This window comes from Pseudomonas sp. NPDC089547, assembly GCF_050280665.1.
Classification (GTDB): Bacteria; Pseudomonadota; Gammaproteobacteria; order Pseudomonadales; family Pseudomonadaceae; genus Aquipseudomonas.
Genome location: NZ_JBNNVS010000002.1, coordinates 211528 through 235312, shown reverse-complemented (window position 1 = coordinate 235312; position 23785 = coordinate 211528). Strand labels below are relative to the sequence as shown.

General features: G+C 58.4%; 28 protein-coding genes and 1 pseudogene. 22 read left to right on the top strand and 7 right to left on the bottom strand.

The window, feature by feature from the left end:
• The first annotated feature begins 135 nt into the window (after window positions 1-135).
• The gene (locus ACQKPZ_RS02655; RefSeq protein WP_427535396.1) at window positions 136-1050 is read left to right on the top strand and encodes a site-specific integrase; all 915 of its coding nucleotides are present in this window, start codon (window positions 136-138) and stop codon (window positions 1048-1050) included.
• A gap of 95 nt (window positions 1051-1145) precedes the next feature.
• Here ACQKPZ_RS02655 and ACQKPZ_RS02650 read toward each other — a convergent pair whose 3' ends face one another.
• Complete coding sequence (locus ACQKPZ_RS02650) at window positions 1146-2732, bottom strand: ABC-F family ATPase (protein ID WP_391137280.1); 1587 nt, start codon at window positions 2730-2732, stop codon at window positions 1146-1148.
• A gap of 20 nt (window positions 2733-2752) precedes the next feature.
• Window positions 2753-3572, bottom strand: a pseudogene (locus ACQKPZ_RS02645) (site-specific integrase).
• Between the two features lie 716 nt (window positions 3573-4288).
• On the opposite strand from ACQKPZ_RS02645, the gene ACQKPZ_RS02640 reads away from it, so the two are divergent.
• Window positions 4289-4690, top strand: a complete 402-nt coding sequence (locus ACQKPZ_RS02640; protein ID WP_427535394.1) for a hypothetical protein — start codon at window positions 4289-4291, stop codon at window positions 4688-4690.
• Window positions 4691-5696: 1006 nt separating this feature from the next.
• Here the strand turns inward: ACQKPZ_RS02640 and ACQKPZ_RS02635 are convergent.
• On the bottom strand, window positions 5697-6017 hold the full coding sequence (locus ACQKPZ_RS02635; RefSeq protein WP_391137277.1) for a hypothetical protein: 321 nt from the start codon (window positions 6015-6017) through the stop codon (window positions 5697-5699).
• Between the two features lie 28 nt (window positions 6018-6045).
• On the bottom strand, window positions 6046-6765 hold the full coding sequence (locus ACQKPZ_RS02630; RefSeq protein WP_427535392.1) for an SOS response-associated peptidase family protein: 720 nt from the start codon (window positions 6763-6765) through the stop codon (window positions 6046-6048).
• A 100-nt stretch (window positions 6766-6865) separates the two neighbouring features.
• Here ACQKPZ_RS02630 and ACQKPZ_RS02625 point away from each other — a divergent pair, with 100 nt between their 5' ends.
• From ACQKPZ_RS02625 to ACQKPZ_RS02555, 15 genes are all read left to right on the top strand, one after another.
• Window positions 6866-7294, top strand: coding sequence for a LexA family protein (locus ACQKPZ_RS02625; RefSeq protein WP_391137272.1), 429 nt, complete (start codon window positions 6866-6868; stop codon window positions 7292-7294).
• Window positions 7284-8558 carry a Y-family DNA polymerase gene (locus ACQKPZ_RS02620; protein WP_427535390.1) on the top strand — a complete coding sequence of 425 codons (1275 nt, stop codon included), beginning with the start codon at window positions 7284-7286 and terminating at the stop codon, window positions 8556-8558. The genes ACQKPZ_RS02625 and ACQKPZ_RS02620 overlap by 11 nt, the downstream gene beginning before the upstream one ends.
• Complete coding sequence (locus tag ACQKPZ_RS02615; RefSeq protein WP_391137306.1) at window positions 8552-8761, top strand: hypothetical protein; 210 nt, start codon at window positions 8552-8554, stop codon at window positions 8759-8761. Before ACQKPZ_RS02620 ends, ACQKPZ_RS02615 begins: the two co-directional genes overlap by 7 nt.
• A 65-nt stretch (window positions 8762-8826) precedes the next feature.
• Complete coding sequence (locus tag ACQKPZ_RS02610; RefSeq protein WP_427535388.1) at window positions 8827-9171, top strand: hypothetical protein; 345 nt, start codon at window positions 8827-8829, stop codon at window positions 9169-9171.
• A 538-nt stretch (window positions 9172-9709) separates the two neighbouring features.
• Window positions 9710-10222: a DUF2199 domain-containing protein gene (locus ACQKPZ_RS02605; RefSeq protein WP_427535386.1), complete on the top strand. Its 513-nt coding sequence runs from the start codon at window positions 9710-9712 to the stop codon at window positions 10220-10222.
• Window positions 10215-10694, top strand: coding sequence for an Imm50 family immunity protein (locus tag ACQKPZ_RS02600; RefSeq protein WP_427535384.1), 480 nt, complete (start codon window positions 10215-10217; stop codon window positions 10692-10694). Before ACQKPZ_RS02605 ends, ACQKPZ_RS02600 begins: the two co-directional genes overlap by 8 nt.
• A 109-nt stretch (window positions 10695-10803) precedes the next feature.
• On the top strand, window positions 10804-11139 hold the full coding sequence (locus ACQKPZ_RS02595; RefSeq protein WP_427535382.1) for a hypothetical protein: 336 nt from the start codon (window positions 10804-10806) through the stop codon (window positions 11137-11139).
• Window positions 11140-11351: 212 nt separating this feature from the next.
• Window positions 11352-11579, top strand: coding sequence for a hypothetical protein (locus ACQKPZ_RS02590; RefSeq protein WP_427535380.1), 228 nt, complete (start codon window positions 11352-11354; stop codon window positions 11577-11579).
• 481 nt (window positions 11580-12060) lie between these two features.
• The gene (locus ACQKPZ_RS02585) at window positions 12061-12786 is read left to right on the top strand and encodes a hypothetical protein (protein ID WP_427535379.1); all 726 of its coding nucleotides are present in this window, start codon (window positions 12061-12063) and stop codon (window positions 12784-12786) included.
• A gap of 93 nt (window positions 12787-12879) precedes the next feature.
• Window positions 12880-13527: a DUF6988 family protein gene (locus ACQKPZ_RS02580; protein WP_427535378.1), complete on the top strand. Its 648-nt coding sequence runs from the start codon at window positions 12880-12882 to the stop codon at window positions 13525-13527.
• A 158-nt stretch (window positions 13528-13685) separates the two neighbouring features.
• Entirely contained in the window at window positions 13686-14150 is a 465-nt protein-coding gene (locus ACQKPZ_RS02575; RefSeq protein ID WP_427535376.1) for a hypothetical protein, read from the top strand.
• Window positions 14151-14511: 361 nt separating this feature from the next.
• Window positions 14512-14652, top strand: a complete 141-nt coding sequence (locus ACQKPZ_RS02570; protein WP_427535375.1) for a hypothetical protein — start codon at window positions 14512-14514, stop codon at window positions 14650-14652.
• A 164-nt stretch (window positions 14653-14816) separates the two neighbouring features.
• Window positions 14817-15185, top strand: a complete 369-nt coding sequence (locus ACQKPZ_RS02565) for a hypothetical protein (protein WP_427535373.1) — start codon at window positions 14817-14819, stop codon at window positions 15183-15185.
• A gap of 182 nt (window positions 15186-15367) precedes the next feature.
• On the top strand, window positions 15368-15856 hold the full coding sequence (locus ACQKPZ_RS02560) for a DapH/DapD/GlmU-related protein (RefSeq protein ID WP_427535372.1): 489 nt from the start codon (window positions 15368-15370) through the stop codon (window positions 15854-15856).
• Between the two features lie 95 nt (window positions 15857-15951).
• Window positions 15952-16260, top strand: a complete 309-nt coding sequence (locus ACQKPZ_RS02555) for a hypothetical protein (protein ID WP_427535431.1) — start codon at window positions 15952-15954, stop codon at window positions 16258-16260.
• A 252-nt stretch (window positions 16261-16512) separates the two neighbouring features.
• Here the strand turns inward: ACQKPZ_RS02555 and ACQKPZ_RS02550 are convergent, their stop codons facing one another.
• From ACQKPZ_RS02550 to ACQKPZ_RS02540, 3 genes are all read right to left on the bottom strand, one after another.
• Complete coding sequence (locus tag ACQKPZ_RS02550) at window positions 16513-16734, bottom strand: hypothetical protein (protein WP_391125951.1); 222 nt, start codon at window positions 16732-16734, stop codon at window positions 16513-16515.
• Window positions 16735-16824: 90 nt separating this feature from the next.
• Window positions 16825-17643 carry a phosphatase PAP2 family protein gene (locus tag ACQKPZ_RS02545; protein ID WP_427535370.1) on the bottom strand — a complete coding sequence of 273 codons (819 nt, stop codon included), beginning with the start codon at window positions 17641-17643 and terminating at the stop codon, window positions 16825-16827.
• Window positions 17644-17645: 2 nt separating this feature from the next.
• Window positions 17646-18335 carry a histidine phosphatase family protein gene (locus ACQKPZ_RS02540; protein WP_427535369.1) on the bottom strand — a complete coding sequence of 230 codons (690 nt, stop codon included), beginning with the start codon at window positions 18333-18335 and terminating at the stop codon, window positions 17646-17648.
• 296 nt (window positions 18336-18631) lie between these two features.
• Here ACQKPZ_RS02540 and ACQKPZ_RS02535 point away from each other — a divergent pair, with 296 nt between their 5' ends.
• From ACQKPZ_RS02535 to ACQKPZ_RS02515, 5 genes are all read left to right on the top strand, one after another.
• Window positions 18632-19651 carry a LacI family DNA-binding transcriptional regulator gene (locus ACQKPZ_RS02535; protein WP_427535367.1) on the top strand — a complete coding sequence of 340 codons (1020 nt, stop codon included), beginning with the start codon at window positions 18632-18634 and terminating at the stop codon, window positions 19649-19651.
• Window positions 19652-19718: 67 nt separating this feature from the next.
• Window positions 19719-20498 carry a sugar phosphate isomerase/epimerase family protein gene (locus tag ACQKPZ_RS02530; protein WP_427535366.1) on the top strand — a complete coding sequence of 260 codons (780 nt, stop codon included), beginning with the start codon at window positions 19719-19721 and terminating at the stop codon, window positions 20496-20498.
• Window positions 20491-21441, top strand: coding sequence for a sugar kinase (locus ACQKPZ_RS02525; protein WP_427535364.1), 951 nt, complete (start codon window positions 20491-20493; stop codon window positions 21439-21441). Before ACQKPZ_RS02530 ends, ACQKPZ_RS02525 begins: the two co-directional genes overlap by 8 nt.
• Before the next feature lie 54 nt (window positions 21442-21495).
• On the top strand, window positions 21496-22788 hold the full coding sequence (locus ACQKPZ_RS02520; RefSeq protein WP_427535362.1) for an MFS transporter: 1293 nt from the start codon (window positions 21496-21498) through the stop codon (window positions 22786-22788).
• 10 nt (window positions 22789-22798) lie between these two features.
• Window positions 22799-23770: a 2-hydroxyacid dehydrogenase gene (locus ACQKPZ_RS02515; protein WP_427535361.1), complete on the top strand. Its 972-nt coding sequence runs from the start codon at window positions 22799-22801 to the stop codon at window positions 23768-23770.
• Window positions 23771-23785 lie beyond the last annotated feature (15 nt).

The window sequence follows — 23785 nt, the reverse complement described above, 5'->3', positions numbered from 1 at the left end:
TGCCCAAACCAAGCGTCGTAAGGGCGGCTGACGACACGCCAAATGAGGTAACATCCTGATCTCGTTGTCGTTTCGACTTGCTTCAGACATTGGCCGGACCATTGCCGGCCAACGCTTCGCTACAGGATTCACGCTTTGTCCGATCTCTCGAAAAATCCGCTGCTGCAGTACATGGCCCGCCTGGCCCCATCCAGCCAGCAAACCATGCGCTACATCCTTCAGGACGCCGCCGACCGCCTTGGCTTTGTCGACTGCAACATTGTCGATGTGCCCTGGCATCGGCTTGAGCCCGGCCATGTGATCGCCCTGGTTTCGGCTTTGCGTGCCGACGGTTACGCGCCCAACAGTTCGTCGCTGTACGTCAACGCCATTCGTGGGGTGATGAACGAGGCCTGGCGCCAGGGCCTGATCGACCAGGAGCAGTTGTTGCGTATTCGCGAGGTCAAGCCGGCCACTGGCACGCGCCTGCCGCCTGGGCGCAACTTGCGGCGCAGCCTGATTCGCGAGCTGATGGATGTATGTGCGGCCGACCCACGGCCCCAGGGCGTGCGCGATGCTGCGATTATTGCGTTGTTGTACGGCACCGGTATGCGCAAGTCGGAGTCGGTAGACATCGACCTGAACCAGGTCGATTTCGAGGCGCGCAGCTTGCAGGTGGTGGGCAAAGGCAACCACCAGCTCATCAAGTATGCGCCACCATGGGCGTTCGAGAAGTTACAGGCGTGGCTCGACCTGCGTCGCCTGGACCTGCCGGCAGGGGCCGAGGACGACCCGTTCCTGTTCAACCGTATCCGCCGCGGCAGCCATATCACCCGGGCGCGGATCACCAAGCACGCGATCTACTACATCGCCCGCCAGCGCGGCGCGCAGGTAGGGGTGAAGATCATGCCGCACGACTTCCGCCGGGCGTTCATCACCCGGGTGATCGAAGAACATGACCTGTCGATTGCGCAGAAGCTGGCGCATCACGCCAATATCCAGACCACGGCCATTTATGACCGGCGCGATGACAACGAGCGACGCCGTGCCGTGGACCGTTTCGACTACTGAAGCCCACAGCGTCGGTGGCATTCACAGTACGTGTGGAAAGGGGTTACCCGTAAACAGGAAGGCCCGGCCAGTGCAATTGGCCGGGCCTTCTTCAATCAGACCAGCACGCCCTGGCTACGCAGGTAGTCGTCATAGGTGCCGCTGAAGTCCACCACACCATCTGCCGACAGCTCGATGATGCGCGTGGCCAGCGACGACACGAACTCGCGGTCGTGGCTGACGAACAGCAAGGTACCCGGATAGTTTTCCAGCGCCAGGTTGAGCGCCTCGATCGATTCCATGTCCAGGTGGTTGGTCGGCTCGTCCATCACCAGCACGTTCGGCTTCTGCAAGATCAGCTTGCCAAACAGCATGCGGCCTTGCTCGCCACCGGAAATCACCTTCACCGACTTGAGGATCTCGTCGTTGGAGAACAGCATGCGCCCCAGGGTGCCGCGGATTACCTGCTCGCCGGAAGTCCATTGGCCCATCCAGTCGAACAGGGTAACGTCGTCTTCGAAGTCGTGAGCGTGGTCCTGGGCGTAGTAGCCCACTTCGGCGCTGTCGGTCCACTTCACCGAACCCGCATCCGGGGCCATTTCGCCAACCAGGGTGCGCAGCAGGGTAGTCTTGCCGATACCGTTGGGGCCGATGATCGCTACGCGCTCGCCTGCTTCGACGGTGATGTCGAAGTTCTTGAAAAGCACTTTGTCGTCGAAGGCCTTGGCCATTTTCTCTACGACAACCGCCTGGCGGTGCAGTTTTTTGTTCTGCTCGAAGCGAATGAACGGGCTGACGCGGCTGGAAGGCTTGACCTCGGCCAGCTGGATCTTGTCGATCTGCTTGGCACGCGAAGTCGCCTGCTTGGCCTTCGAGGCGTTGGCCGAGAAGCGGCTGACGAAGGTCTGCAGCTCGGCGATCTGGGCTTTCTTCTTGGCGTTGTCCGACAGCAGCTGCTCGCGCGACTGGGTAGCGGCAGTCATGTACTCGTCATAGTTGCCCGGGAACAGGCGCAGCTCGCCGTAGTCCAGGTCAGCCATGTGGGTGCAGACGCTGTTGAGGAAGTGGCGGTCGTGGGAAATGATGATCATGGTGCTGTTACGCGCCGTAAGGATCGTTTCCAGCCAGCGGATGGTGTTGATGTCCAGGTGGTTGGTCGGCTCGTCGAGCAACAGCACATCCGGGTCCGAGAACAGTGCCTGGGCCAGCAGCACACGCAGCTTCCAGCCCGGTGCCACTTCGCTCATCGGGCCGAAGTGTTGCTCCAGCGGGATGCCCAGGCCCAGCAGCAGTTCACCCGCGCGGGATTCGGCGGTGTAGCCGTCCATTTCGGCGAATTCTGTTTCCAGTTCGGCGACGGCCATGCCGTCTTCCTCGGTCATTTCCGGCAGCGAGTAGATGCGGTCGCGCTCGGCCTTGACGTTCCAGAGCTGGCCATGGCCCATGATCACGGTATCGATAACGGTGAACTGCTCATAGGCGAACTGGTCCTGGCGCAGCTTGCCCAGGCGGGTGTTCGGCTCGAGCATGACCTGGCCACCGGAAGGCTCCAGGTCACCGCCGAGGATCTTCATGAAGGTCGACTTGCCGCAACCGTTGGCGCCGATCAGGCCGTAGCGGTTGCCGTTGTTGAATTTTACGGAAACGTTTTCGAACAGCGGCTTGGAGCCGAACTGCATGGTGATGTTAGCGGTGGAGATCAAGGAGCTTACCTATCAATAACTTACGTGGCTTCTTCGCAGCTTCGGACCAATTTCGGACCAATTTGGAGCTTTTCCAGCTCCAGCCAGTCGTTGGACGAGTTAATCCAGCGCGCATAAGTCGATAAGAGCATCTGCACGCTATGCCCGAGCTGTTGGGCGATAAATGCGGGGTTGAGACCAGACATTAAGCATATTGTCGCATAGGTGTGACGGCAGTTGTATGGGGGGCGGCGCCTGATCCCCAATTCATTCAGCACCGGCATCCACTGTTTGTGCAGATCGGAGGTCTGGTTCACGCACTCGGCGTTCTTCGACGGTGGGAACAGGAACGGTGTTTCGGTAACCGCCCCCTTGCCATCCCTGCGGCGATCCGCGTACTGCCTGGCGAACTGGATCGCCCGCAAGGCCCGATCGTTCAGTAGCACAACACGGTCCCTGCCGGTTTTCGTCCTTTCCTCAACCTCGCCCAAGGCGACGGTCCTCCTGACATGTACTGTCCTCCTTTCCAGATCTATCACATCCCAGCGCACGGCTAAGGCCTCCGACAGGCGGAGGCCGGTGAAGAACATGAACTCGAACAAGGCGGCGTAGATGAGGCTCGGCCAATGCCCGGCCGTCGAGCCAGAGCTGGGCATACTTGCCGAAGGTCGGCTTTCCGCCGACCGCAGCCTGTGAACGTGGGAACAGCTCTGCGTACTTGTCTTGGGCAAGCAGGCCGAGTTTGTTAAGTCTGGCTACCTGATCGCGAAGGTTGGATACAGCCTTGATCCCTTTTTGTGTCGGGGGATAGGGGAAGGCACTGGCGGGCAGCGCTGGTATGCTTCGCCGCTTACCAAACAAGGAGAGTGGTAATGGGGTTGCGGGAGAGGCATAAGGCTTTGCAGGAATGGCTGACTCCAAGGCGCCGTCGGGGCACTGGGGTAACTCTGATCGTCGCATGGATCGCTGCGACGGTAGTGTGGCCAGGCATCAATTGGGCTTGGATAGGTGGGCCAGGTGTGTACATGCTCTTCAGCGCTTGGCCGCCGGAGCTTCACGACAAGCGATGAGGCGCTGGCGGGCACCATCAAGCATGTACTGGACGTCATCCCAGTCGTACATGCAGCTGGTGAGTACCTCCCACTCCTTGAGCGGCAGCTTCGATTCTGGAGGAGAGACCCGCGTTGAAGGTCAGGCCGTCGATGTCGCCGACAGTGGCAATGCCGAAGCGGGTGATCAGGATGTCGAAGGCGTTGCAGGTGGTGCGCGGGGCTTTGCAGCGCCAAGCCTTCAGTTGAAGAGTTCGGCGGCACGCTCGCGGCGCTTGGCCTCTTCCGCTTTGCGCTGGGCGATCCATTCTTGGTGGCGTTGTTCGTCGTTCATGGCTTTCTCCATGCTTGCGCCGCCCTCCGTGGCCGGATGCGGCATGGTGGCAATTTGGTTTGGTATGCTGTTTACTCATCAGGCCGGAGCGGGGCCCTTCCCCCGCTTAATCCGGTATCAGGCATCTGCGAGGCAGGTGCCTTTTTTGTGCGTGCTTCCCGCCTTTTGAAGGCGATCAGATAGGAAATCAGGACGTGATTAAACGCTGGCTGCGAACCATAGGAATCTGTGTATTGGCTGCAGGAGCTACTGCTTGCTCGACGATCGATAGCCTGGAGCCAACCGACAGCGGGATCACCTTGGAGGTCAACAACAAGCCATATGCGGAGGTTTGGAAGTCCTCGGTCAACGCGATGAGCACGAACCTGGCAATTGTTGAGATGGACAAGAGAGCTGGCGTTATCAAGTCGGAGGCGCCTGCCGGTATGGCTACCTGGGGCGAGGTAGTAGGCCTTTTCATCACCCCGGCTACCAAAACCTCAGACCGCTATACGATTCACATCGTGAGCAAGACGCGCTCCACCTATCAATTGACCGGACAGAACTGGGCGCCATCTGTGGCGGCCCGCATTCAAGCTGACCTAGATATCGAGTAAGTGGCCCAGCATGAATTAGGTGCGTGTAATCACGCTGCCGCTGACCGCTTCAATTGGTCGACTTGTCATGAGCTTTCTTCTCACCATCGGCCCTTGAGGATCGTCCGCTTCGGGTCGATAGCGGTCATCCACGACCGGCAGCTATCGACCCATAGCTGCCGTTGAAAAAGAAACGATATCGTGAGCGCTACGCGCACCCTGTGGGAGCGGGTTTACCCGCGAAGCAGGCGCCGCGGTGGATGGCACCGGCTGTGCCGGTGTTCGCGGGTAAACCCGCTCCCACAAAGTCCGCTGTCAGTCGCAACGGCCAGAGGCGGGCACTGGGCTTCAGTGTTACACCCCAAGCGACAGCGCACCGCAGTACATCAGGGTATTGCATACAACCATCTGGGCGACCATGAATCCCACGGCGGCACCCAGAGCACCAACACCCGCGACGATCCATGGCAAGCGTGTTTTCACCCGCCCCCTGAACAGCCAGGCTGACACGCTTGCACCAATCAACATGCCGGGCACGGAAAACATATGCCCAAGCGCCAACATTCCTTCGGTGTGGTCCAGGCGATGGCTGTGACTGTCGTTCCGGTAAGAAAAAAAGCGGGCGATCGCAAGATCAAGCCAGGTATAAGGATCACGGCGGGCACTGCGAGGAGGTACCCAGGACCTATGTACAGCGGGTCGGCACCCATGCTGGCGTAAAGGAGAACGGCAGTGATCATCAGGATTGAATAGGTAAGATCATCTCTACGGGTCACTGTCATTCCTGCCCTAGCTTTCAGATCCATGCCTGATAGCTTAGAAGACAGGAAAGCTAGTGCTCCGTGAGTCTCCCTTTGAGTGGGTAGTTGCTGATCACCACAGAGGACAGTTTTGAGTCGATAGCGGACGGTTAGCGATAGCTATTAGGCCACTTGGTTCGTGGATCCACAGCCCATCTTTGCTCGGCTGGAACACAAAAGGGCTCACCGGGAGGGCAACCCGGACGGCAGGCTACCCTCCTGATGCTTTAAAGCTTGTACAGAATGGTGTAGGACTCATCCGTTCTCGGTTCAATCGTGATCGGAATGCCGAAGAGCTTCCCTCGACAATCGCTGACCACACAGCGATACACCGTTCCTTGCTGAAGCTGGGCCCACAAGCCTTCATCATGTATCGCGATACCCACCACACGGTTGTTCGGGTCTTCTCTTACTTGAGCAACGTGATGGTCCAGATCGCATCCAAATTCAGCTGTGCAAAGTTCCGGGTCGTAGCCGATGAGCACTCCGTGCCTTTTCAGATCGTCCCTGATGCGCTCAATCACGTCGTCTGCTTCTTGTTTTAGCATGATCGTTATCTCGCGGTGCCTGTACTCATCAAAACTTTAGCTGACCCTGAGGATTTTCGTCGTTTATCGGCACAATCAACGCCTGACCCTCATTCCGGACATTCCCCACCGCCTTGCCGACTGGATACCACCGAAATTCCGCAGCCGGCATGCAACCGTGTTCCACGATCTGCGCAGCTCGCTCCGGCGATGTAGCTGGGTCGATCCATTCCCGGGCGAGGGCAGGGGCCAGCACCAAAGGCTTCCTGTCGTGGATGTCGATCAGCCCTTGATCCGCTGCTGCGGTGATGATCACAAATCCATCGCGCTGGTCCGGTTCGATGTCCTGATGGACCTCTGCAAGCGCAGCGAAATAAAGCGGGCCTCCGTCGGCGCTGGTGATGTAGTACGGCTGCTTTCGCTTCGGATCCGCCAGGTCGGGCACCCACTCGAACCACCCATTTGCCGGTGCCAGGGCTCTGCCATGTGGCCACAGGCCTTTGAAGAACTTTCCTGTAACAACCGTTTCTGCCCGAGCATTTATCGGGTCAGGTCGCTTCCCCTTTGCCCAAGACGGCGACCAGCCCCACTTGACCCGATCCACACTCAGCCCGCCTTCTACCTGGCGTAAGACTTCAACGCGGGTCGATGGCGCCACGTTATAGCGGCCGATTGGCTCGTGGTCGTATCCATTGATAATGACCAGATCCAGCGACAGCTGGCGCAGGTAGAGATCCATCGACTCGTACATCGAGTAGCGTCCGCACATTTTCCATCTCGCCCGTCAGAATTTTCATCGCCCAGGATTGACCGGGCAGCCGATGCCGGATTTACTGTATATGCATACAGCTTGCATTGGACCTTCCACCATGACCATCACATTCCTGGGTACGCCCACCGGCGATACCGAACCGCTACCGCTCTATTCGTTTCACGTCCCGGCCGGGTTCCCTTCGCCTGCTGCGGACCACCTGGAAGGCCATATTTCCCTGGATGAGTTATTCGACCTCCGTGCGCCCCATGTGTATCTGGTGAAAATCGAGGGCGACAGCATGCAAGGGGCGGGAATCTACTCGGGCGATATCGTCATCGTAGACCGCGGCCGCGAAGCCGAGCATGGCGATGTGGTGATTGCGGCCGTCAACAGCGAGCCTGTGTGCAAGCGTCTCCACCGGCGCGACGGCGTGGTGATCCTGAAATCGGAGAATCCGGCCTACCCACCGCGGTACATCATGGAGGGCGATGAGCTCGTCATCTGGGGTGTGGTGCGTTACAGCGTTCGCGACCATGCGCAGTGACCAGGTGTTTGCGCTGATCGACTGCAACTCGTTTTACGCGAGTTGCGAGCGCGTATTCCGGCCAGACCTGGCCAAGACCCCCATCGTCGTGTTGAGCAACAACGATGGCTGCGTGATTGCCAGGTCGTACGACGCAAAGCCTTACGTGAAGATGGGCGAGCCGTATTTTCAGGCCAAGGACAAACTGCGCCGGCACGGCATCATGGCCTTCAGCAGTAATTACGCGCTGTACGGCGACATGAGCGAGCGTGTCATGACCCTGATCGAATCGATGGTGCCCGCCGCCGAGGTCTACAGCATCGACGAGTGCTTCGCTGACCTGTCCGGCGTACAGGAAAACCTGACCCAGTTCGGGCGCAAGCTGCGGTCCAGGATCTTGCAGTGCACCGGTATTCCCGTGGGTGTCGGTATCGCCGGCACAAAAACGCTCGCCAAGCTGGCCAATCATATGGCGAAGCGCCTGCTGGCACAGACCGGGGGCGTGGTCGACATTACTGATCCGTTCAAGCGCGATTGGGTGCTACGCAACACGGAAGTGAAGGAGGTGTGGGGCGTTGGCCGGCGGATGACCGCCCACCTCGAAGCGATGGGCATTCACACGGCGATGGACTTGGCCAAGGCGGATGCCTGGACGCTGCGGCAAAAATTCAGTGTGGTGGTGGAGAAGACTGCCCGCGAGCTGGCTGGCACGCCGTGCCTGGAACTGGACGAGGCCGAGCCCCCGAAGCAGGAAATCTGCTGCAGCCGGATGTTCGGCAAGCGGCTGACAGAGCTGGCGCCCATCAAGCAGGCAGTGGCCACGTACGTTGGTCGGGCAGCGGAAAAGCTCCGGGCCCAGAGCTCCGTGTGCAAGCGCATGCGCGTCAGCATCCGCACCGGCATGTTCAACCCGGATGAGGCGCACCACGCACAAGGGGCGCTGGTGGAACTGCCATACCCGACCTGCGACACGCTGCTGATGACCCGACTGGCCACCGATGCGGTCGGGCAGATTTTCAGGCCGGGGTTCCGCTACAGCAAGGCAGAGGTGCTGCTGATGGACCTGCGGCAAGCAGGTGAATTTTCAGAGGACTTGTTTGCGCTCAAGCAATCGGTGGCGTGTGACCGACTGATGCAGGTGATGGATGACATCAACGAGCGCTGGGGGAGGGGGACGATGCGGTCCGCCAGCGTGCCGGCAACGCCGGACTGGGGGATGAGGAGGGAGATGATGAGCCAATCCTATACGACGCGGATCGACGAGCTATGGACGGTCAGATGTTGAGCCTGCCACCGGGCTGGCTGGCCGAACTCAATGATCAGCCCGCTCTGGTGGCCGATCCGGATGGTAGAGCCGGGGTGCTTGCCGAGCTCGCGATTTCTGCGCACCGACGCGGGGACGTTGATGCAGGCCAGTTGGCCGACATGCTGGAGTTTGCCGAGGCGGCCAGGCTGTGGGCGCTGATTGAGGATGAAGAGGCAGCTTGAGCCGCTCAATGGTTACGAATAAATATTGGTGCTCTCTCATTTCACGCGCGACAAGAATTACCGCCATGCTGACATTCAACAAGTCCATCGTGGCTTCGCTCCTATTCCTCGTCTCAACTGTTTGCACAGCCGACAATGACATTACTCAGGAGTGGGTGCGTTTGATAAAAACGGATTTTCCACAAGGATGCGTGATCCGGCTTGACGAATACCTGTCTACCACTGCGGTGAACGGTTTCCGAAGCGGGGCGTGGCTTGTGCAGAGCTGCGAGGGAAACTTCGAATACAGCACCAGCTACTCTCCACCTGAGATACGTACGGACAAGCACTGGATCAGTACGAGCCGCAAGCGAAAGCTTGATGAGCTGACCCCTTTACAGTTGAAACTCATGTACTCGCTCCCGGATTAAACCAGACTCGATTTAATCAATGTCAGTAATGGGTCGTTAGCGGCCAGTTACGGCCGGCAGCTTTCGACCCTCAGCTACCACCGATCAAATACCGCTTGCAAGCTATCCTCGACTCCTGTGGGAGCGGCTTTAGCCGCGAAGCAGGCGACGCGGTGGCTGGCACCGGCTTTGCCGGTGTTCGCGGCTAAAGCCGCTCCCACAGTGTGCGTGTAGCGCCCCCGAAACGGGTTATTTTTCAGCGACTGTTTTGGGTCGAAAGCTGTCGGCCGTAACTGGCCGCTAACGACTCTAAGCGGACGGTCATCGCGGACACCTGTCGACCAAGAGCAGTCATAACGGAGCAGTACCCGCCATCGATTGCCGATAGTCATCGCCTGGCAGCGAAAGAGGGCATCAGGTCAAGGCTGTTCCTGAACCAACAGTTATTCGCTGACGGCCGGAAATAAATCCGTTCACGAGTCAGGTTTACCCGTGTAGGCTTGCGAGCACGCTGAATGACGCTCTGGTGCGGTATTCACCCGTTGGGTTCTCTACAAACATGGAAGTCACTGTGAGCGGTTTTATATGTAACACCTGCGGCAAGCCTCACGATGAGTTGCCGATGTGCTTTGGCCCGAGCGCGCCAGACCTCTGGTACTCAATACCAGAGACCGAGCGAGATGAACGAGGCGAATTGTCATCTGATCAATGCGTGATAGATGGCAAGCATTTCTTCGTCCTGGGCCGTATTCTCATCCCGGTAACCGACGGCGTCGGTCCATTTGCCTGGTTGGCATGGGTCTCATTGAGCGAAAGAAATTTTCTTCGAATGTGTGAGCTTTGGGAACTTGATGGCCGGGAAGCCGAACCGCTGTACTCCGGGTGCCTACAGAGCAATTTGCCCTACGAGCCGTCAACGTTGGGTCTTGAAATTCAAGTTCAAACCATGCCTTTGGGTGAGCGTCCGCTTATCTTGTTTGATTATACAGTTCACCCCCTTTCTTTAGAGCAACACACCGGTATAACGATGACCCAAGTACAGAGCATTATCGAGGCGGCGCTCCATGGTTAAGAAGAAGCCCGGCTCCTCCAACAAGGGAGGGTTGTCCGCATCGGGGCATTTATCAAGCATCGAATGCCCAGCCTATATCTGCAATACCAAAAAAGTGACTAATGCACTTGGATACTGGCCTAGTTTTCATGATGCTGAAGTCATTTCGTTTTCTGCCGCTCGTGCTGCCCCCGGCCAGCTAGGCAAAACCTCCGCTCACCTTTGCGTTAACGTTTGCCAGTACAGGGAGGTCGGGGTCGGCACCGCAGATTACGAAATAGTCTGCTGTAAAAGCGTGCTGATCGAGTTTTTCTTCACGGATCTTCAATTTCTTTCCATTGAGGGCTTTAATCACCAGAATGTCATTAAGTCGATCAGGTTTAAGCAATTGGAGGCCCCATCAATCGAAGTGGAATTTGAGTCCACCTATGGAGTAGGAGGTGTTATCCGCAGCACGAGCGTAGAAATCAGTGACGTGACCATACTGCTCTGAGGTCGGTTCACTCGCTATAGCTGCAGCCGTCATCTCGGTGATTATCTGGGGTTTTTATTCACTGCTACATTGCCCTTGAATTATCTCTCAACTCCTATGGAAACCCACGATGAAATTAGTAAGCAACGGACGATTCGATGATTATCAACAAGAAATGTCACGTCGGATTATCGAGGAGATCCGATGCGCTTTGGAACGCGCAGAAGCGCCAAGCGATTTGGTTCGTGATCTAACCCAAGATATTGCGTTTGGGATAACGGCTTTGATTGATGGTGTTTCTAGCTTGAATGTAAATGCTGAGAACGTGAACCCGGTGCTTACCTTTTCCATTCGAGAGGATGAACTTGAGTACGCTGGCGGCAACTCTTGGATGCATGAGTACGTTACCAAACTGATCGCTGAGTCATTTTCAGAAAAAAACAGTGACGATGCGCAAACAGCCTAAACTGCGCAAGCGGCAAACGGGTGTCGAAGCGTTCAGTAATTGCTGGCAGCTCTCTACCCGAAGCAGCAGGTCACAGGCCTCTTTGATCCATAAGGACGCTACGCGTTAAGATCGACGTTACCTAACGAAAACGAAATCCTCTTTCAAACATCCGACAGGACGTTCTTGTGCCTCTTTATACCTACGTAGTTTCGTACAAGGGGTCGACACACGTGACCCAAGGTAGCCATAGCAATTTCAAAGGTTTCATTGATGCATGGTGCACCAACCTCCCTGCCGGTGCGCTCCCCGGGCTTACGCCCGCTTTGCATCGAGACCTGGCAAGAAAAGCACATTTAGCCGAATTTCCTGCCATCCCCAACATCAAATACGCTTGGAGAAAGTCTATTGATTTAGCGGGCAGCGAGTTTGTTGTCGTTGCCGTACAGACTCAGCCGTGAACGCTTTTCGCCACTGATAGCCAATGGTCGTTGGCTGCCCTCCGCCAAAGACGGCTGAGGGTCGAAAGCGGTCATTAACGACCGGCGCTTTCAACCCATAGCAGACACTGAAAAATTACTGGGTTCGTGAGCACGACGCACACTCTGTGGGAGCGGGCGTGCCCGCGAACACCGGCGCAGCCGGTGCCAGGCTCCGCATTGGATTCTTCGCGGGCGCGCCCGCTCCCACAGTGATTGCTGTTCGGCTCACCGGCTGCAATGGGTCGATAGCAGACTGTGGGAGGTGGGTGTATGTGGAGGCCCTGGACGGATTATGGTCGGCAGAACGCCAGACAGCCTAAAGCTGTTTGAAAAACCTTTCGGTTTTAGTGGGTGAAAATCCTTGAGGCCGCAATCATTAGAGGGAGTAAGTCCTGCTAGAGAAAAGCGTTGTCCGGCCGATACAGGCATTCTGAAGATGGAATTCAAATAGGGAGAAATGATGCTTGACAAGGACAGGTTTGATTTGGTGTGCACGAGCGCAGCTGATCTTGGTGACGCACAGAGGCCGCGCCTGAACAGCGTAGTGGTCGATGGGCTCGGCGCATCAGTTGGCAAAATGTTTCCTGGCTTCGCAGCAGCCTTTCCTCGCACCGTGGCCGCTATCGAGCGTGAGTATGCCAAGCCGATAGTGCTGTTCAGATTTTTTGAGGGCACCTGGCTAGGATCACTCGCGGCTGAAGGGCGGGGACTGAACCTGTTCTTCTATCTGGCGCCTGTTGTATATGAAACAGAGGGACCTGAATTCGAGCGAGACTGCGCGATGCTACCGCCCCGATGGAAGGAGTTGTATCGCTATTTCTGGTCCTTTATGTTGACCGAACATTCCTATCAGTCCATGGGTTGGACCAACTCCCCGTTTTCCTACAGCGGACGTCTGACAATCGAGCGCTATCGAGTACTGCGCGGGGTAAAAAAGACGTTGGTCAGGGATTTCGTCAAAAGCATCCAGGCGAGCTCCGAGCACTACCTGCTATGCTGGCTGTTGACTGATGCGGGTGATGCCCTGTTTCTTGACGAAGGCAAGTGCGACGGAAAGGTCTATCACGTGAAGAACGGTGACTTGGCCGGTTATCGTTTGCTCGATGATCCAGAGACTGTACTGGACAACTACCTGGCGCACTATGTGACGACGCAATCGCCAGAGGCTTTTGATTTCAGGGCGTAAAGTTGATGAGCTGCGGATGTGAGGCGAGCGATACCAATTGATTAGAGCTGCTAGAATCAGCGCGGCGGCGAATTTGAGTGAGGAGGCAAGGGAATGCTGGAAAAATTTATGGATGGCTCGGATGAACTGCATGCACAGATTGTAGATCTGCTGCAAGAAATCGAGGTGTATCCGGGGATACGTCATGAGCTAGCGTTGACGGCCTGTGGTTTAGCGGTCGAGCATGCGCTAAGCCTTCGTTGTATGGTTAGGATACGATGTTACACCTCAGCGTTTTCGATGCTTCGCTTACAGTATGAGGCACTGGCGAGAGGGGTTTGGCTTCTGTACGCCGCTACCGACTCCGACATTGAAGTTCTCGCTTCGCCACTGACAGTAAATTCCGAACAGGCAGCCAAAAAAATGCCCATGTTCTCAAAAATTCTAACGCAGGTCGTGGAGAAGGCGCCTGTCACAGCATCCATGATGCTGCTGAACTTCAAGGATGTGAATTATCACGCAATGAATTCTTATGTTCATAGTGGTATTCACCCGCTGCGGCGCCATGCCGAAGGCTATCCTGTGAAGCTCATTCAGGATGCTGTAGCTAATAGCAATGGTCTCAATATGATGACACTTCAGCTCGGCTTCGTCCTGACAGGGAGCTCGGACTTTGACGAGCTGCTTAAAGAGGTTCAGAACGAATATCGCGAGTTTTTGCCCTGTCTAACAGGTGTATCTAATCGCAGGGTAGAAAACTAAGGGGCACAGTCACTTTCCTGGCATTCACGCATCTGCCTGAAATGGCCAGGCAATGGAAATTGTTGGCCGATAAATGAAGTGCAAGGGCGGCCAGGTGCCCGATGAGCAGGGTCTCGGCTGTGATAAACTCCGCCGTTTACCAGACAGGGAACGTGGTAATGGGCAAAAGGCTGGAAGCTGTTCGGGAGTGGATGACGCCACGGAGGCGTTTCTGGGCAGGCGTTACCTTGTACGCAGCCAGCATTGTCGTGCCGGTAGTGAGCCCCGGCACAAGCGTAGGTTGGCTTATTGGGCCTGCCAGCGTTTTCATCGTTGGTAGCTTCATGTCCGTGGCGAATGGCAACCGAGCCAGTCAGCTGGAATCGCCGAAGGCGCAAGCCAAAAAGGGCTTCGGCAACAGAGTCATTACTGGGTTCTTTGTTGCCGTGGTCTTGTGCGTGGCGTTCGGGCTCTATCTCGGCAACACGTCGCAAAGCAATGAAGATGCTGAGGTCCAGAAGGCAGTGGAAGGATGCCACGAGGAGGCGGACAGCTATTCTGGCCCGGCGCTGGGTAAGCACGTCATCGAAGACGTCTGCCGAAAGCTGGAGGTCGAATTGCGCAAGCCATTGAGCGAAACATGAAAAAAGTGACAGCACCCGAAAACGCCAGGGTGCTGGAACAGTTATTGCTGTAACCCTGAGACATTGAGCACGCGGAGAGCGCCAAAATGACTCAGGATGACCGCTATTACATGGTTTTCGTTGTGGTTGCCGTGCTGGTCCTGGACCTGGCGGCGACTTTGGTGTTTCTGAGGGCTATCACCTGACCCCGATAGTGGGCTCGGCAGTACGCGAAGTTGGGGCTATTTGCCATCAGCGCATGACGACCGCTACATGAAATCTTGTAGTGAAGAAGACCAGCGGCTACCCGCCGGCTGAACATCCAGCCCTTGTGCAGTCCAACGTATGCAAGGCCTGGGCTCACCTGGCCGGAGGTACGCACATGAAACGCAAGACTGCATGGGTCGTCGTGGTATCAGGGTTGCTGTTGCTCAGTGGATGCTGGCCGTATTGGCACGATGGCAGGCATCACCGTCATTACTATGACAGCGACCATCATGGTCAGGAGTACCGCCGCTACTGATGCTGTAGATTACGTTCAGGGCACCACAAATTCTCCCTGAAACCATATAGCAAACAAACATATGGCCTGCCCGTGATTGGGCAGTAATATGGGCGAATGAAAACTAAAAAAGGGCTTGGCAACACTTTCCCAGGTTCGCGATGGGGGCAGCAGGAGCGTGTCGCGTGAAGAGCTCAAGATCGCTAGCAGGTGCAGTACTTTTTCCCGCATTGGCCACATTGCTCATGGCCGGTTGCGCACAAAACCGTGACGTGCGAGACGGCCATGATTATACCTCTGGCTCCACCGCGAAAAGTCCACCCGCCTACCTGGGGTGCGTAAAGGGCGAACTTCCAGGCAATGTGAAAGCCTACGAGGTCGACGGCGACAACTCGGTCAGGCTGTTCATCGAAAGTACCGACCCCACCAAGGCAGATGGTCTGGTCGAACTGCGCAGCACGGGAGCCCAGCACCAGTTCACGGCCTATCAACGCGATGCCTGGTACGACCATGGCAGGTTGCTGGACGCCGCGTTGATGTGTTCCAAAGCGTGACTCACTAAACCCTATGACACCAAGAGCCCGCCGTCGAGAGCGGGCTTTTGGTGCGGGTGCCGGTTCAAGAAACCACAGGGTTCGCCGATAACCTGCTCCGTATGTCACGATGACGCAACCCAAGCCATCACCACAGTCGGGTTACTCGCTTGCTTTTATTCGTCGCAAAACTCAAAAGAACCTTGTCTGCGCGTCAGTTCATGCGCTTGCTGGATACCCATGACCTGGGCAAGAAGCAGGTCAACCGCCTCTTGGCCAAAACCGGTGTTCGCACTGAAAGCCATGTGGTCATTCGGCCGCCGTTCTACTTCGAACGTGGCAACCTGGAGCTGGGGCAGGGCGCTTTCATCAACAGCGGTTGTGTGTTCCTGGATGAAGCCACTATCCGCATCGGCCGTATGGCCATGCTTGGCCCACAAGTACGCTTGTGTACGACCAGCCATGACCTCAACCCCGAGCGGCGCAAGGACAATGATTACATTGCCCCGATCACGGTAGGCGACAATGCCTGGATTGGTGCCGGTGCCGTGGTTTTGCCAGGTATCAGTATCGGCCACAACAGCGTAGTCGCCGCAAACAGCGTGGTGACCCAGGATGTGCCGCCGAACGCGCTCTACGCCGGTTCACCGGCGAAGTTCAAGAAGTGGCTGGTAGCACCAGAGGTGGCGTGAGTTGCGTCTCTTTTTGCTTTTGCCAGCCCCGCCCGTAATAATCCGGGCATTTGGATGGAGTACAGCGGGTGGAAGCAAGAAGCGTTGTTGCTGAAATGTTCATCGGGATCCCGACGCATTTCTGGGTGTTGCCAGTTGCCGGCCTGGTTGCTTTCTACGGCCTGAAATGGGCCGGCAAATACCCTCGTCGTGCCACCCTGCTGCAGGTCCTCACCTACCTGTTGTTGCTTGTTCTGGCGGTGCTGCCCAACGGGTTATATGCCCTATTTCCACCTGCTCCGGCACCTGAGGTGCTGCTGAACAACGCGCCTTTGACCAATTACGAAGGCCTGTTCTATCTGGATGCGTTTTATGTGTTCAGTGGGTGGGCGCTGAGCAAAGTGGCAAAGCTCAAGTTCAGTTGATTAGTTGCCCAGTCCCTTGAGGTAAACAATGGAACAGAAATTGCTGATCCATTGAAAACCGGTGCATTTGGGGGATACGGCAATGCTTCCTGAAGACCTTTACGTCATGTTTTTCTTGGTTTCCAGCGTGTTGGCCCTGGATGTTGCGGCCCTCAGGCTTTACCGGGGCGCCAGGCCCTGATCCCCATGTTTGGGGGCGCTGAGTCGGGTCAAGGCATCAAAGCAGTCGGATGGCCAAACCGCTCGGGTCGTTCATTTGCGAGCACCGTCAATATCGTCGATCCTTGCGGCGACAGAGCGTAGTTCATCGGCCACTACATCAATGGACTTGATATGCGCCGTGACATCGATTTCGCTCTGCGAGGTGCCACGGGCTTCCATGAACCTGGCGTGGCCGCTCATGGCCTGACTGAGTTGGTCCAGGTGGTCAGCTGTCCTGACCAGGTCTGACTTGATGCTATGAAGCGATTCCATGCTGATAAAGGCCTTCCCTGATCGTCACTTCAACGGTGCTGAGAGCATCGCCGCAGGCCAGGGCAAAACGCAACCTTTTTGTGGCCGAAACTACAACAGCTGTGGAACAGCCGTACCAGCCGGGGTAGGGCTGTTTGCCGGTGCCTGCAGGGCACTACGGCCATAGAAGAACATCGCGGTTACCCAAGAGGTCAGCCACACGAAGATACCGGCCCAGAACGTGTGAGACATATAGTGCCAGCCCTGCAACACCCGGGTAGTACCGTACACGAACCCAACCAGCAAAATGGCCACCAGCAGTTTGCGGGCATGCACCCAGCGATGGCGCAGTGCTACGAAATACAGGGCCAGCAAGGTAAAGCCGCTGGAAGCATGGCCACCTGGCCAGCAACGGCCATCGCCAGCCTTGCTCCACCAGGAGAAGTTTTCGAACCATTCCACCCGGGCTTGCTGGCCACCGTACAGGGTGGTTTCTACCGGGCAGTACACGCTGGTATGGCTTTTCAGGTAATGAATGACGGTGGTGCTCAGCGCGAACGCCACTACGACGAACAGCAGATCGCGGCGGTGCAGGGTTGTAAAACGGAGCACTGGGGCGACGCGGGTTTTTTCCAGCAGCCGGGTCACGCCCAATTGGGGGCGGTTTGCCAGGCGTGGCCAGATGAAGGACAGCAAGCTGCCGACGACTGCCAGTTCACCGGTCCAGTCCGGCAGTATACGTGGCCACTTGTGGGTGACTTTCTCGAACCATTGATCGTGCAGTAGCGGGAACTGGCCGGTGGCGGGGTCAAGCAGCAGGTTGCTGATCCAGCGGTCGAGTTCTGTCAGGTCGAATGCCACGAATACGATGGCCGCCAGCAATAATGGCAGCATCAGGTTGTTACGGTAGAAGGTGGCGCGGCGGGGCATGTTCAGAGTTCCTTCGCATCAACAAGTTTGCGCCATTGGCTGGCATCCATCTGGCCCAGGAGCTTCGCTTTGCCATCGCTACCCTGGGTGATGAACAGGGCGCTGGCATAACTGTTGGAACGGGCACTGTCAGGTACCTCAAGCGCCTGTTCCAACTGCTCCATGCAGCCGCTGTGGCTGACCAGCACCAGGTTATGGCCGCTCCGCTTGTGGGCAAAAGCGTTGTTTGCAAAGTGGCCGTCGCACTGGGCAAGCCAGTCTTGCGTGGCAATGCTATCACCGAACATGGCTTGTGCCGTCTGCCGGGTGCGCACCTCTGGGCTGGCCCATACATCGGCTGTGCCCAGGCCAAGGTGTTGCAGGCCGAGGCCTACATCGGAGGCCGTGCGGCTGCCCGCAACAGTGATACCGCTGGGGTCGCCCAGGCAGGCGCCACGGGAGCGGTCGCAGCGTTCGGCATGGCGCAGCACGACAATGACCGAACCTTTCGACCACTGGGCATGAAGCCCACTGCGTTGGAGTTGTTGCGGATTGCCAAGATCGGGAAGCGCCGCGCGGGTGTGGGCCCAGGACGCAGTCACGGCCAGTGCCAGCAACACGCACAACACTGCGATCAGCACGCTGCGCGAAGGCAGGCGCAAGGCCTGGCTAGCCCTGAGGCTTGGGGATTTGACGATGACGCCTTGCAGCATGCTACCACTCCTGTCAGCTCGTTCTGTTGGCGAGCGCCGGCACTGTAGGCAGCGGGATGTGAGCAGAGAGTGACCTGAATGTGAAAAATGCCTTGGGCCTGCATTCGCGGGCAAACGGGGCCTCACATTTTTTTTGAGCTTATGAAGTCATATATATCAACAAGATGAATCAGATATCTAATGTTGATAGTCCTGTTCTTCAACCTGCCATGATCAACAGCAGGTTGACGAACGGATTTTGTTTTGCTGTATTGAAACCGGTTTCATCGCTATCACAATAATCATAAGGACTGCCCATGACCGACGCGCCTGCCCATGCCCGCGAACGGGTCACCATCAGCGAAGTAGCGCGTGTCGCTGGCGTTTCCAAGGCCACCGTCTCCCGTTACATCGGTGGCGACCGTCAGTTGCTGGCTGAAGCCACCGCCAAGCGCCTGGAAGAGGTGATCGAACGCCTCGGCTATCGCCCCAACCAGATGGCACGCGGGCTCAAACGTGGCCAGACGCGGCTGATCGGCATGCTGGTGGCGGATATCCTCAACCCCTATTCGGTGGCCGTGATGCATGGCGTGGAAACCGCTTGCCGTCAGCATGGCTACAGCCTGGTGGTGTGCAACACCGACCGTGACGACGAGCAGGAGCGCCAGCACCTGGTAGCCCTGCAGTCGTACAACGTTGAAGGCTTGATCGTGAACACGCTCGGTCACCACCCCGGAGAACTGCTCAACCTGCAACGCACTATCCCCATGGTATTGGTCGACCGCCAGTTGCCCGAACTGAATGTGGATCTGGTTGGGCTGGACAATACCGACGCGGTCGAGCAGGCCCTGGACCACCTGCAGGCCCAGGGCTACCGCGATATCCTGGCAGTCACCGAACCCCTCGACGGCACCAGTTCGCGCCTTGAGCGGGTGCAGGCGTTCGGCGCGTCGGTCAGCCGTCGCGTCGGTATGCGCCAGCAAGTGCTGGAAACAAGCGCCCGGCTAGACGGCCAACTGGCCTCGTTCCTCTGCGCCAATGGCCATGGCCCGCAGGCGATCTTTACCTTCAACGGCGTCGCCACCCTGGCGGTAACCAAGGCCCTGCACCAGGCAGGGCGCAACATGTTCGCGGACGTCGGGCTGATTGCCCTGGACGATCTCGACTGGTACCCCTTGGTCGGCAATGGCATCACTGCGCTGGCCCAGCCCACCGAACGTATCGGTGTGGCGGCTTTCGAAAGCCTGCTCGGTCGCTTGCGCGGTGATAGCGGGGCCGCGCGGCGCATCGACTTCAAGGCCGACCTGATCATCCGAGGTTCAACCCACCCACGTTAATCAGTGGCAGGTAGCTGCATGCCTGCTGTTTTCTAAAAATGAAACCGGTTTCATAAGGATAAGAACAATGCACCCGAACCCCGTTTCCATCAGCCTTTCAAGCTACGGCGCCGACTTTGTGCGGCAAACTGGCCAAGAGCAATTTCTGGATCTGCTGTCAGCCGCTGGCGTCAGCCGTGTGGAATTGCGCGAAGAATTGTTCGCCAGCGCTCCGGACACCGCTGCGCTGGGGGCGGTCATTGCTGCGCTAGGCCTGGAATGCCTGTATTCCACGCCCCTTGAGTTGTGGACCGAGCAAGGTATCCCCGACCCGTTGCTGCTGCACAAGCTGGAAATCGCCAGGGCGCTTGGCGCGGTCGCGCTGAAGGTTTCCCTGGGGCACTATGGCAAGCGCTGCGATGTAACGGCGTTGGCGGCGCTACTGCCCGCCGATGGTCCGCTGCTGCTGGTTGAAAATGACCAGACCGCACAAGGTGGCAGGCTGCAGCCGATGCTGGATTTCTTTCAGCGTGCCGAGGTGCTTGGGCTGCGCCTGGGCATGACCTTCGACATCGGTAACTGGCAGTGGCAGGGCGAGTCTGCTCGGCAAGCCGCACGACAGCTTGGCCGCTGGGTGCGGTATGTGCACTGCAAGGCTGTGCAGCGGCGGGTTGATGGTCGCCTGGTCGCCATACCCCCGCAAGCGGCAGACCTCCAGGCGTGGTCAGTGATGATGGCCGAATTCGCCCCCGGCGTGGTGCGCGCCGTCGAGTACCCCTTGGCAGGTGACGACCTGCTGGCGCTGACCCGCGCCCAGGTGCGCAGCCTGTCTGCACTGGGCGCAGAAGAGGGGGTGAGCCATGCATGAGCATGATGTGCTGTGTTTCGGCGAGACCATGGCCATGTTTGTCGCCGAGCAGGCAGGGGGCCTGGCCACTGTCAGCCAGTTCGGCAAACGCATCGCCGGCGCGGACAGCAACGTAGCCGTTGGCCTCGCCCGGTTGGGCTTCAAGGTCCGCTGGTTGAGCCGGGTGGGTGACGACTCGTTGGGCCGCTTTGTGCTCGAAAGCTTGCGCCGCGAAGGCCTGGACTGCTCCGGCGTCGAGGTCGATGGCAGTTACCCTACGGGTTTTCAGCTCAAATCCCGCAGCGATGATGGTAGCGACCCGGTGGTGGAGTACTTCCGCCGTGGTTCGGCGGCCAGCCAGCTGTCGCCCGCGCACATCCGCACAGACTGGCTGCAAGCCCGCCACCTGCACGCCACCGGCATCCCACTGGCGCTGTCCCAGGGGTGTCGCGCATTGTCGCATGCCCTGGTAGACGCCATGCGCGCCGCCGGGCAAAGCATTTCCTTTGACCCAAACCTGCGCCCGTCCCTGTGGCCAGACCAAGGCAGCATGGTGCGCGAAATCAATGCCCTGGCGGCCAAGGCTGACTGGGTTTTGCCGGGCCTGGAGGAGGGCCGGTTGCTGACCGGTCAGCGCTCACCCGCGGACATCGCTGGCTTCTACCTCGACCAGGGCGTTGAGTTGGTAGTGATCAAACTGGGAGACGCGGGTGCCTACTTCCGCAGCGCCAAGGGCGAAGGGCAGGTGGCGCCGGTACCGGTCAGCCGTGTGGTGGACACGGTCGGTGCCGGTGATGCGTTTGCCGTGGGTGTACTAAGCGCGCTACTGGAGGGCCGTGCCGTGGCCGAAGCGGTAGCACGCGGCAACTGGTGCGGCAGCCGCGCCGTGCAGTCGCGTGGTGACATGGAAGGGCTGCCGCTGCGCCATGAACTGGACGCCACTCACCTGCGCACGAGTGCGTGAACCCCCCCGAAACACCTGTTGCCACAAAAACAACAAGCTCAGGAGGCACAAACCATGCAAAGCCAAAGTCTGGCACCGCGCCGCTGGTGGTACATCATCCCGATTGTGTTCTTTACCTATAGCCTGGCGTACCTGGACCGGGCCAATTACGGTTTCGCCGCAGCGTCCGGCATGGCCGAAGACCTGCACATCACGCCCGTGCTGTCTTCGCTGCTGGGGGCGCTGTTCTTCCTCGGGTATTTCTTCTTCCAGGTGCCTGGCGCCATTTACGCCGAAAAGCGCAGTGTGAAGAAGCTGATCTTCGTTTGCCTGATCCTCTGGGGCGGCCTGGCCACGCTGACGGGCATGGTCAGCAACGTCTACATGCTGATCGGTATCCGCTTCCTGCTGGGGGTGGTCGAAGCCGCAGTCATGCCGGCAATGCTGGTCTACCTGTGCCACTGGTTCACCCGCGCCGAGCGCTCGCGCGCCAACACCTTCCTGATGCTGGGCAACCCGGTGACCATCCTGTGGATGTCGGTGGTTTCGGGCTACCTCATCAAGCATTACGACTGGCGCTGGATGTTCATCATTGAAGGCCTGCCCGCCGTGATCTGGGCGTTCTTCTGGTGGCGCCTGGTGGATGACCGCCCGGCCCAGGTCAGCTGGCTGAGCGAACAGGAAAAGCAAGCCCTTCAGCAGGCGCTGGCGGCCGAACAGCAGGGTATCAAACCGGTGAAGAATTACCGCGAGGCGTTCCGCTCGCCGCAGGTAATCATCCTGGCGCTGCAGTACTTCTGCTGGAGCATCGGCGTGTATGGCTTCGTGCTCTGGCTGCCTTCGATCCTCAAGCAGGCGGCCAACGTCGATATCGTGCAGGCCGGCTGGCTGGCTTCGGTGCCTTACCTGGCCGCAGTGCTGGCCATGGTGAGCGTGTCCTGGGCGTCCGACCGCCTGCAAAAGCGCAAGCGTTTCGTCTGGCCGCCGCTGCTGGTCGCCGCCGTGGCGTTCTATGGCTCGTATGCGCTGGGCAGCGATCATTTCTGGCTGTCCTACGCGCTGCTGGTGGTGGCCGGCGCTTGCATGTACGCCCCCTATGGCCCGTTTTTCGCCATCGTGCCAGAGATCCTGCCGGCCAATGTCGCGGGCGGCGCCATGGCACTGATCAACAGCATGGGTGCGCTGGGCTCGTTCGGTGGTTCATGGCTGGTGGGCTACCTCAACGGCGCCACGGGCGGGCCGGGTGCCTCTTACCTGTTCATGTGCGGTGCGCTGTTGACGGCGGTGGTGCTTACCGCCGCACTCAATACGTCCCAGACGACTGGCCAGGCCAAGCGCGGCGGCTCGCGTTTGGCGATGAACCCTTAGGAACCCTGCAATGAAGAAACGAATCGTCTTGTACAAACGCTTGTCCGACGACCTGATGGCACGCTTGCGCGAGCAAGTCGAGGTGACGTGGGTGGACACTGCCCAGGCCGATGGGCTTGCCCGCCTGCGCGATGCCTTGCCCGGTACACACGGGCTGCTGGGGGCCAGCCTGCGCCTGGACGCCAGCCTGCTCGATCTGGCGCCAACGCTGGAAGTGGTTGCCAGCGTGTCGGTAGGGGTGGACAACTACGACATCCCTGAACTCACCCGGCGTGGCGTGATGCTGACCAACACGCCCGACGTGCTCACCGAGACCACCGCCGACACCGGTTTTGCCCTGATACTGGCCACCGCCAGGCGTGTAGTGGAGTTGGCAAACTGGGTACGCGACGGCCACTGGCAGGCCAACCTCGGCCCGGCGCATTTTGGCAGCGATGTGCATGGCAAGACGCTGGGGATAATCGGCATGGGCCGCATCGGTGAGGCGCTGGCCCGGCGTGCCGCCGCCGGGTTTGGCATGCGCGTGCTGTATCACAGCCAGCGTACCAAGCCTGAAGTGGAGGCACGCTATGGCGCACGCCAGTGTAGCCTGGTTGGCCTGCTGCAACAGGCGGACTTTGTTTGCCTGACTGTGCCGTTGAGTGCCGCAACCGAAGGCTTGATCGGCGCCCGGGAACTGGCATTGATGAAGCCTGAGGCGATCCTGGTGAACATTTCACGTGGGCGCGTGGTAGATGAACCCGCACTGATCGAAGCGCTGCGCACCCGGCGCATCCGTGCGGCCGGCCTGGATGTGTTCGTGCAAGAACCGTTATCGCAGGGCTCGCCACTGCTGCAACTCGATAACGTAGTGGCAACGCCGCATATCGGTTCTGCCACTGAGGAAACCCGCCATGCCATGGCGCGTTGCGCCGTGGACAACCTGCTGGCCGCGTTGGCGGGTGAGCGGCCTGCAAACCTTGTAAACGAGGTGCGTGGGTGATGAGATCAACGGGTC

Excerpts from the sequence above, each read along its gene's own strand:
- ACQKPZ_RS02570 (WP_427535375.1), top strand. The coding sequence starts at position 14,512 with ATGAAACGCAAGACTGCATGGGTCGTCGTGGTATCAGGGTTGCTGTTG.
- ACQKPZ_RS02520 (WP_427535362.1), top strand. The coding sequence starts at position 21,496 with ATGCAAAGCCAAAGTCTGGCACCGCGCCGCTGGTGGTACATCATCCCG.
- ACQKPZ_RS02515 (WP_427535361.1), top strand. The coding sequence starts at position 22,799 with ATGAAGAAACGAATCGTCTTGTACAAACGCTTGTCCGACGACCTGATG.
- ACQKPZ_RS02625 (WP_391137272.1), top strand. The coding sequence starts at position 6,866 with ATGACCATCACATTCCTGGGTACGCCCACCGGCGATACCGAACCGCTA.
- ACQKPZ_RS02550 (WP_391125951.1), bottom strand. The coding sequence starts at position 16,734 with ATGGAATCGCTTCATAGCATCAAGTCAGACCTGGTCAGGACAGCTGAC.
- ACQKPZ_RS02555 (WP_427535431.1), top strand. The coding sequence starts at position 15,952 with ATGTTCATCGGGATCCCGACGCATTTCTGGGTGTTGCCAGTTGCCGGC.
- ACQKPZ_RS02595 (WP_427535382.1), top strand. The coding sequence starts at position 10,804 with ATGAAATTAGTAAGCAACGGACGATTCGATGATTATCAACAAGAAATG.
- ACQKPZ_RS02530 (WP_427535366.1), top strand. The coding sequence starts at position 19,719 with ATGCACCCGAACCCCGTTTCCATCAGCCTTTCAAGCTACGGCGCCGAC.
- ACQKPZ_RS02620 (WP_427535390.1), top strand. The coding sequence starts at position 7,284 with ATGCGCAGTGACCAGGTGTTTGCGCTGATCGACTGCAACTCGTTTTAC.
- ACQKPZ_RS02630 (WP_427535392.1), bottom strand. The coding sequence starts at position 6,765 with ATGTGCGGACGCTACTCGATGTACGAGTCGATGGATCTCTACCTGCGC.
- ACQKPZ_RS02535 (WP_427535367.1), top strand. The coding sequence starts at position 18,632 with ATGACCGACGCGCCTGCCCATGCCCGCGAACGGGTCACCATCAGCGAA.
- ACQKPZ_RS02615 (WP_391137306.1), top strand. The coding sequence starts at position 8,552 with ATGTTGAGCCTGCCACCGGGCTGGCTGGCCGAACTCAATGATCAGCCC.
- ACQKPZ_RS02540 (WP_427535369.1), bottom strand. The coding sequence starts at position 18,335 with ATGCTGCAAGGCGTCATCGTCAAATCCCCAAGCCTCAGGGCTAGCCAG.
- ACQKPZ_RS02575 (WP_427535376.1), top strand. The coding sequence starts at position 13,686 with ATGGGCAAAAGGCTGGAAGCTGTTCGGGAGTGGATGACGCCACGGAGG.
- ACQKPZ_RS02580 (WP_427535378.1), top strand. The coding sequence starts at position 12,880 with ATGCTGGAAAAATTTATGGATGGCTCGGATGAACTGCATGCACAGATT.
- ACQKPZ_RS02635 (WP_391137277.1), bottom strand. The coding sequence starts at position 6,017 with ATGCTAAAACAAGAAGCAGACGACGTGATTGAGCGCATCAGGGACGAT.
- ACQKPZ_RS02585 (WP_427535379.1), top strand. The coding sequence starts at position 12,061 with ATGCTTGACAAGGACAGGTTTGATTTGGTGTGCACGAGCGCAGCTGAT.
- ACQKPZ_RS02600 (WP_427535384.1), top strand. The coding sequence starts at position 10,215 with ATGGTTAAGAAGAAGCCCGGCTCCTCCAACAAGGGAGGGTTGTCCGCA.
- ACQKPZ_RS02610 (WP_427535388.1), top strand. The coding sequence starts at position 8,827 with ATGCTGACATTCAACAAGTCCATCGTGGCTTCGCTCCTATTCCTCGTC.
- ACQKPZ_RS02525 (WP_427535364.1), top strand. The coding sequence starts at position 20,491 with ATGCATGAGCATGATGTGCTGTGTTTCGGCGAGACCATGGCCATGTTT.
- ACQKPZ_RS02545 (WP_427535370.1), bottom strand. The coding sequence starts at position 17,643 with ATGCCCCGCCGCGCCACCTTCTACCGTAACAACCTGATGCTGCCATTA.
- ACQKPZ_RS02605 (WP_427535386.1), top strand. The coding sequence starts at position 9,710 with ATGGAAGTCACTGTGAGCGGTTTTATATGTAACACCTGCGGCAAGCCT.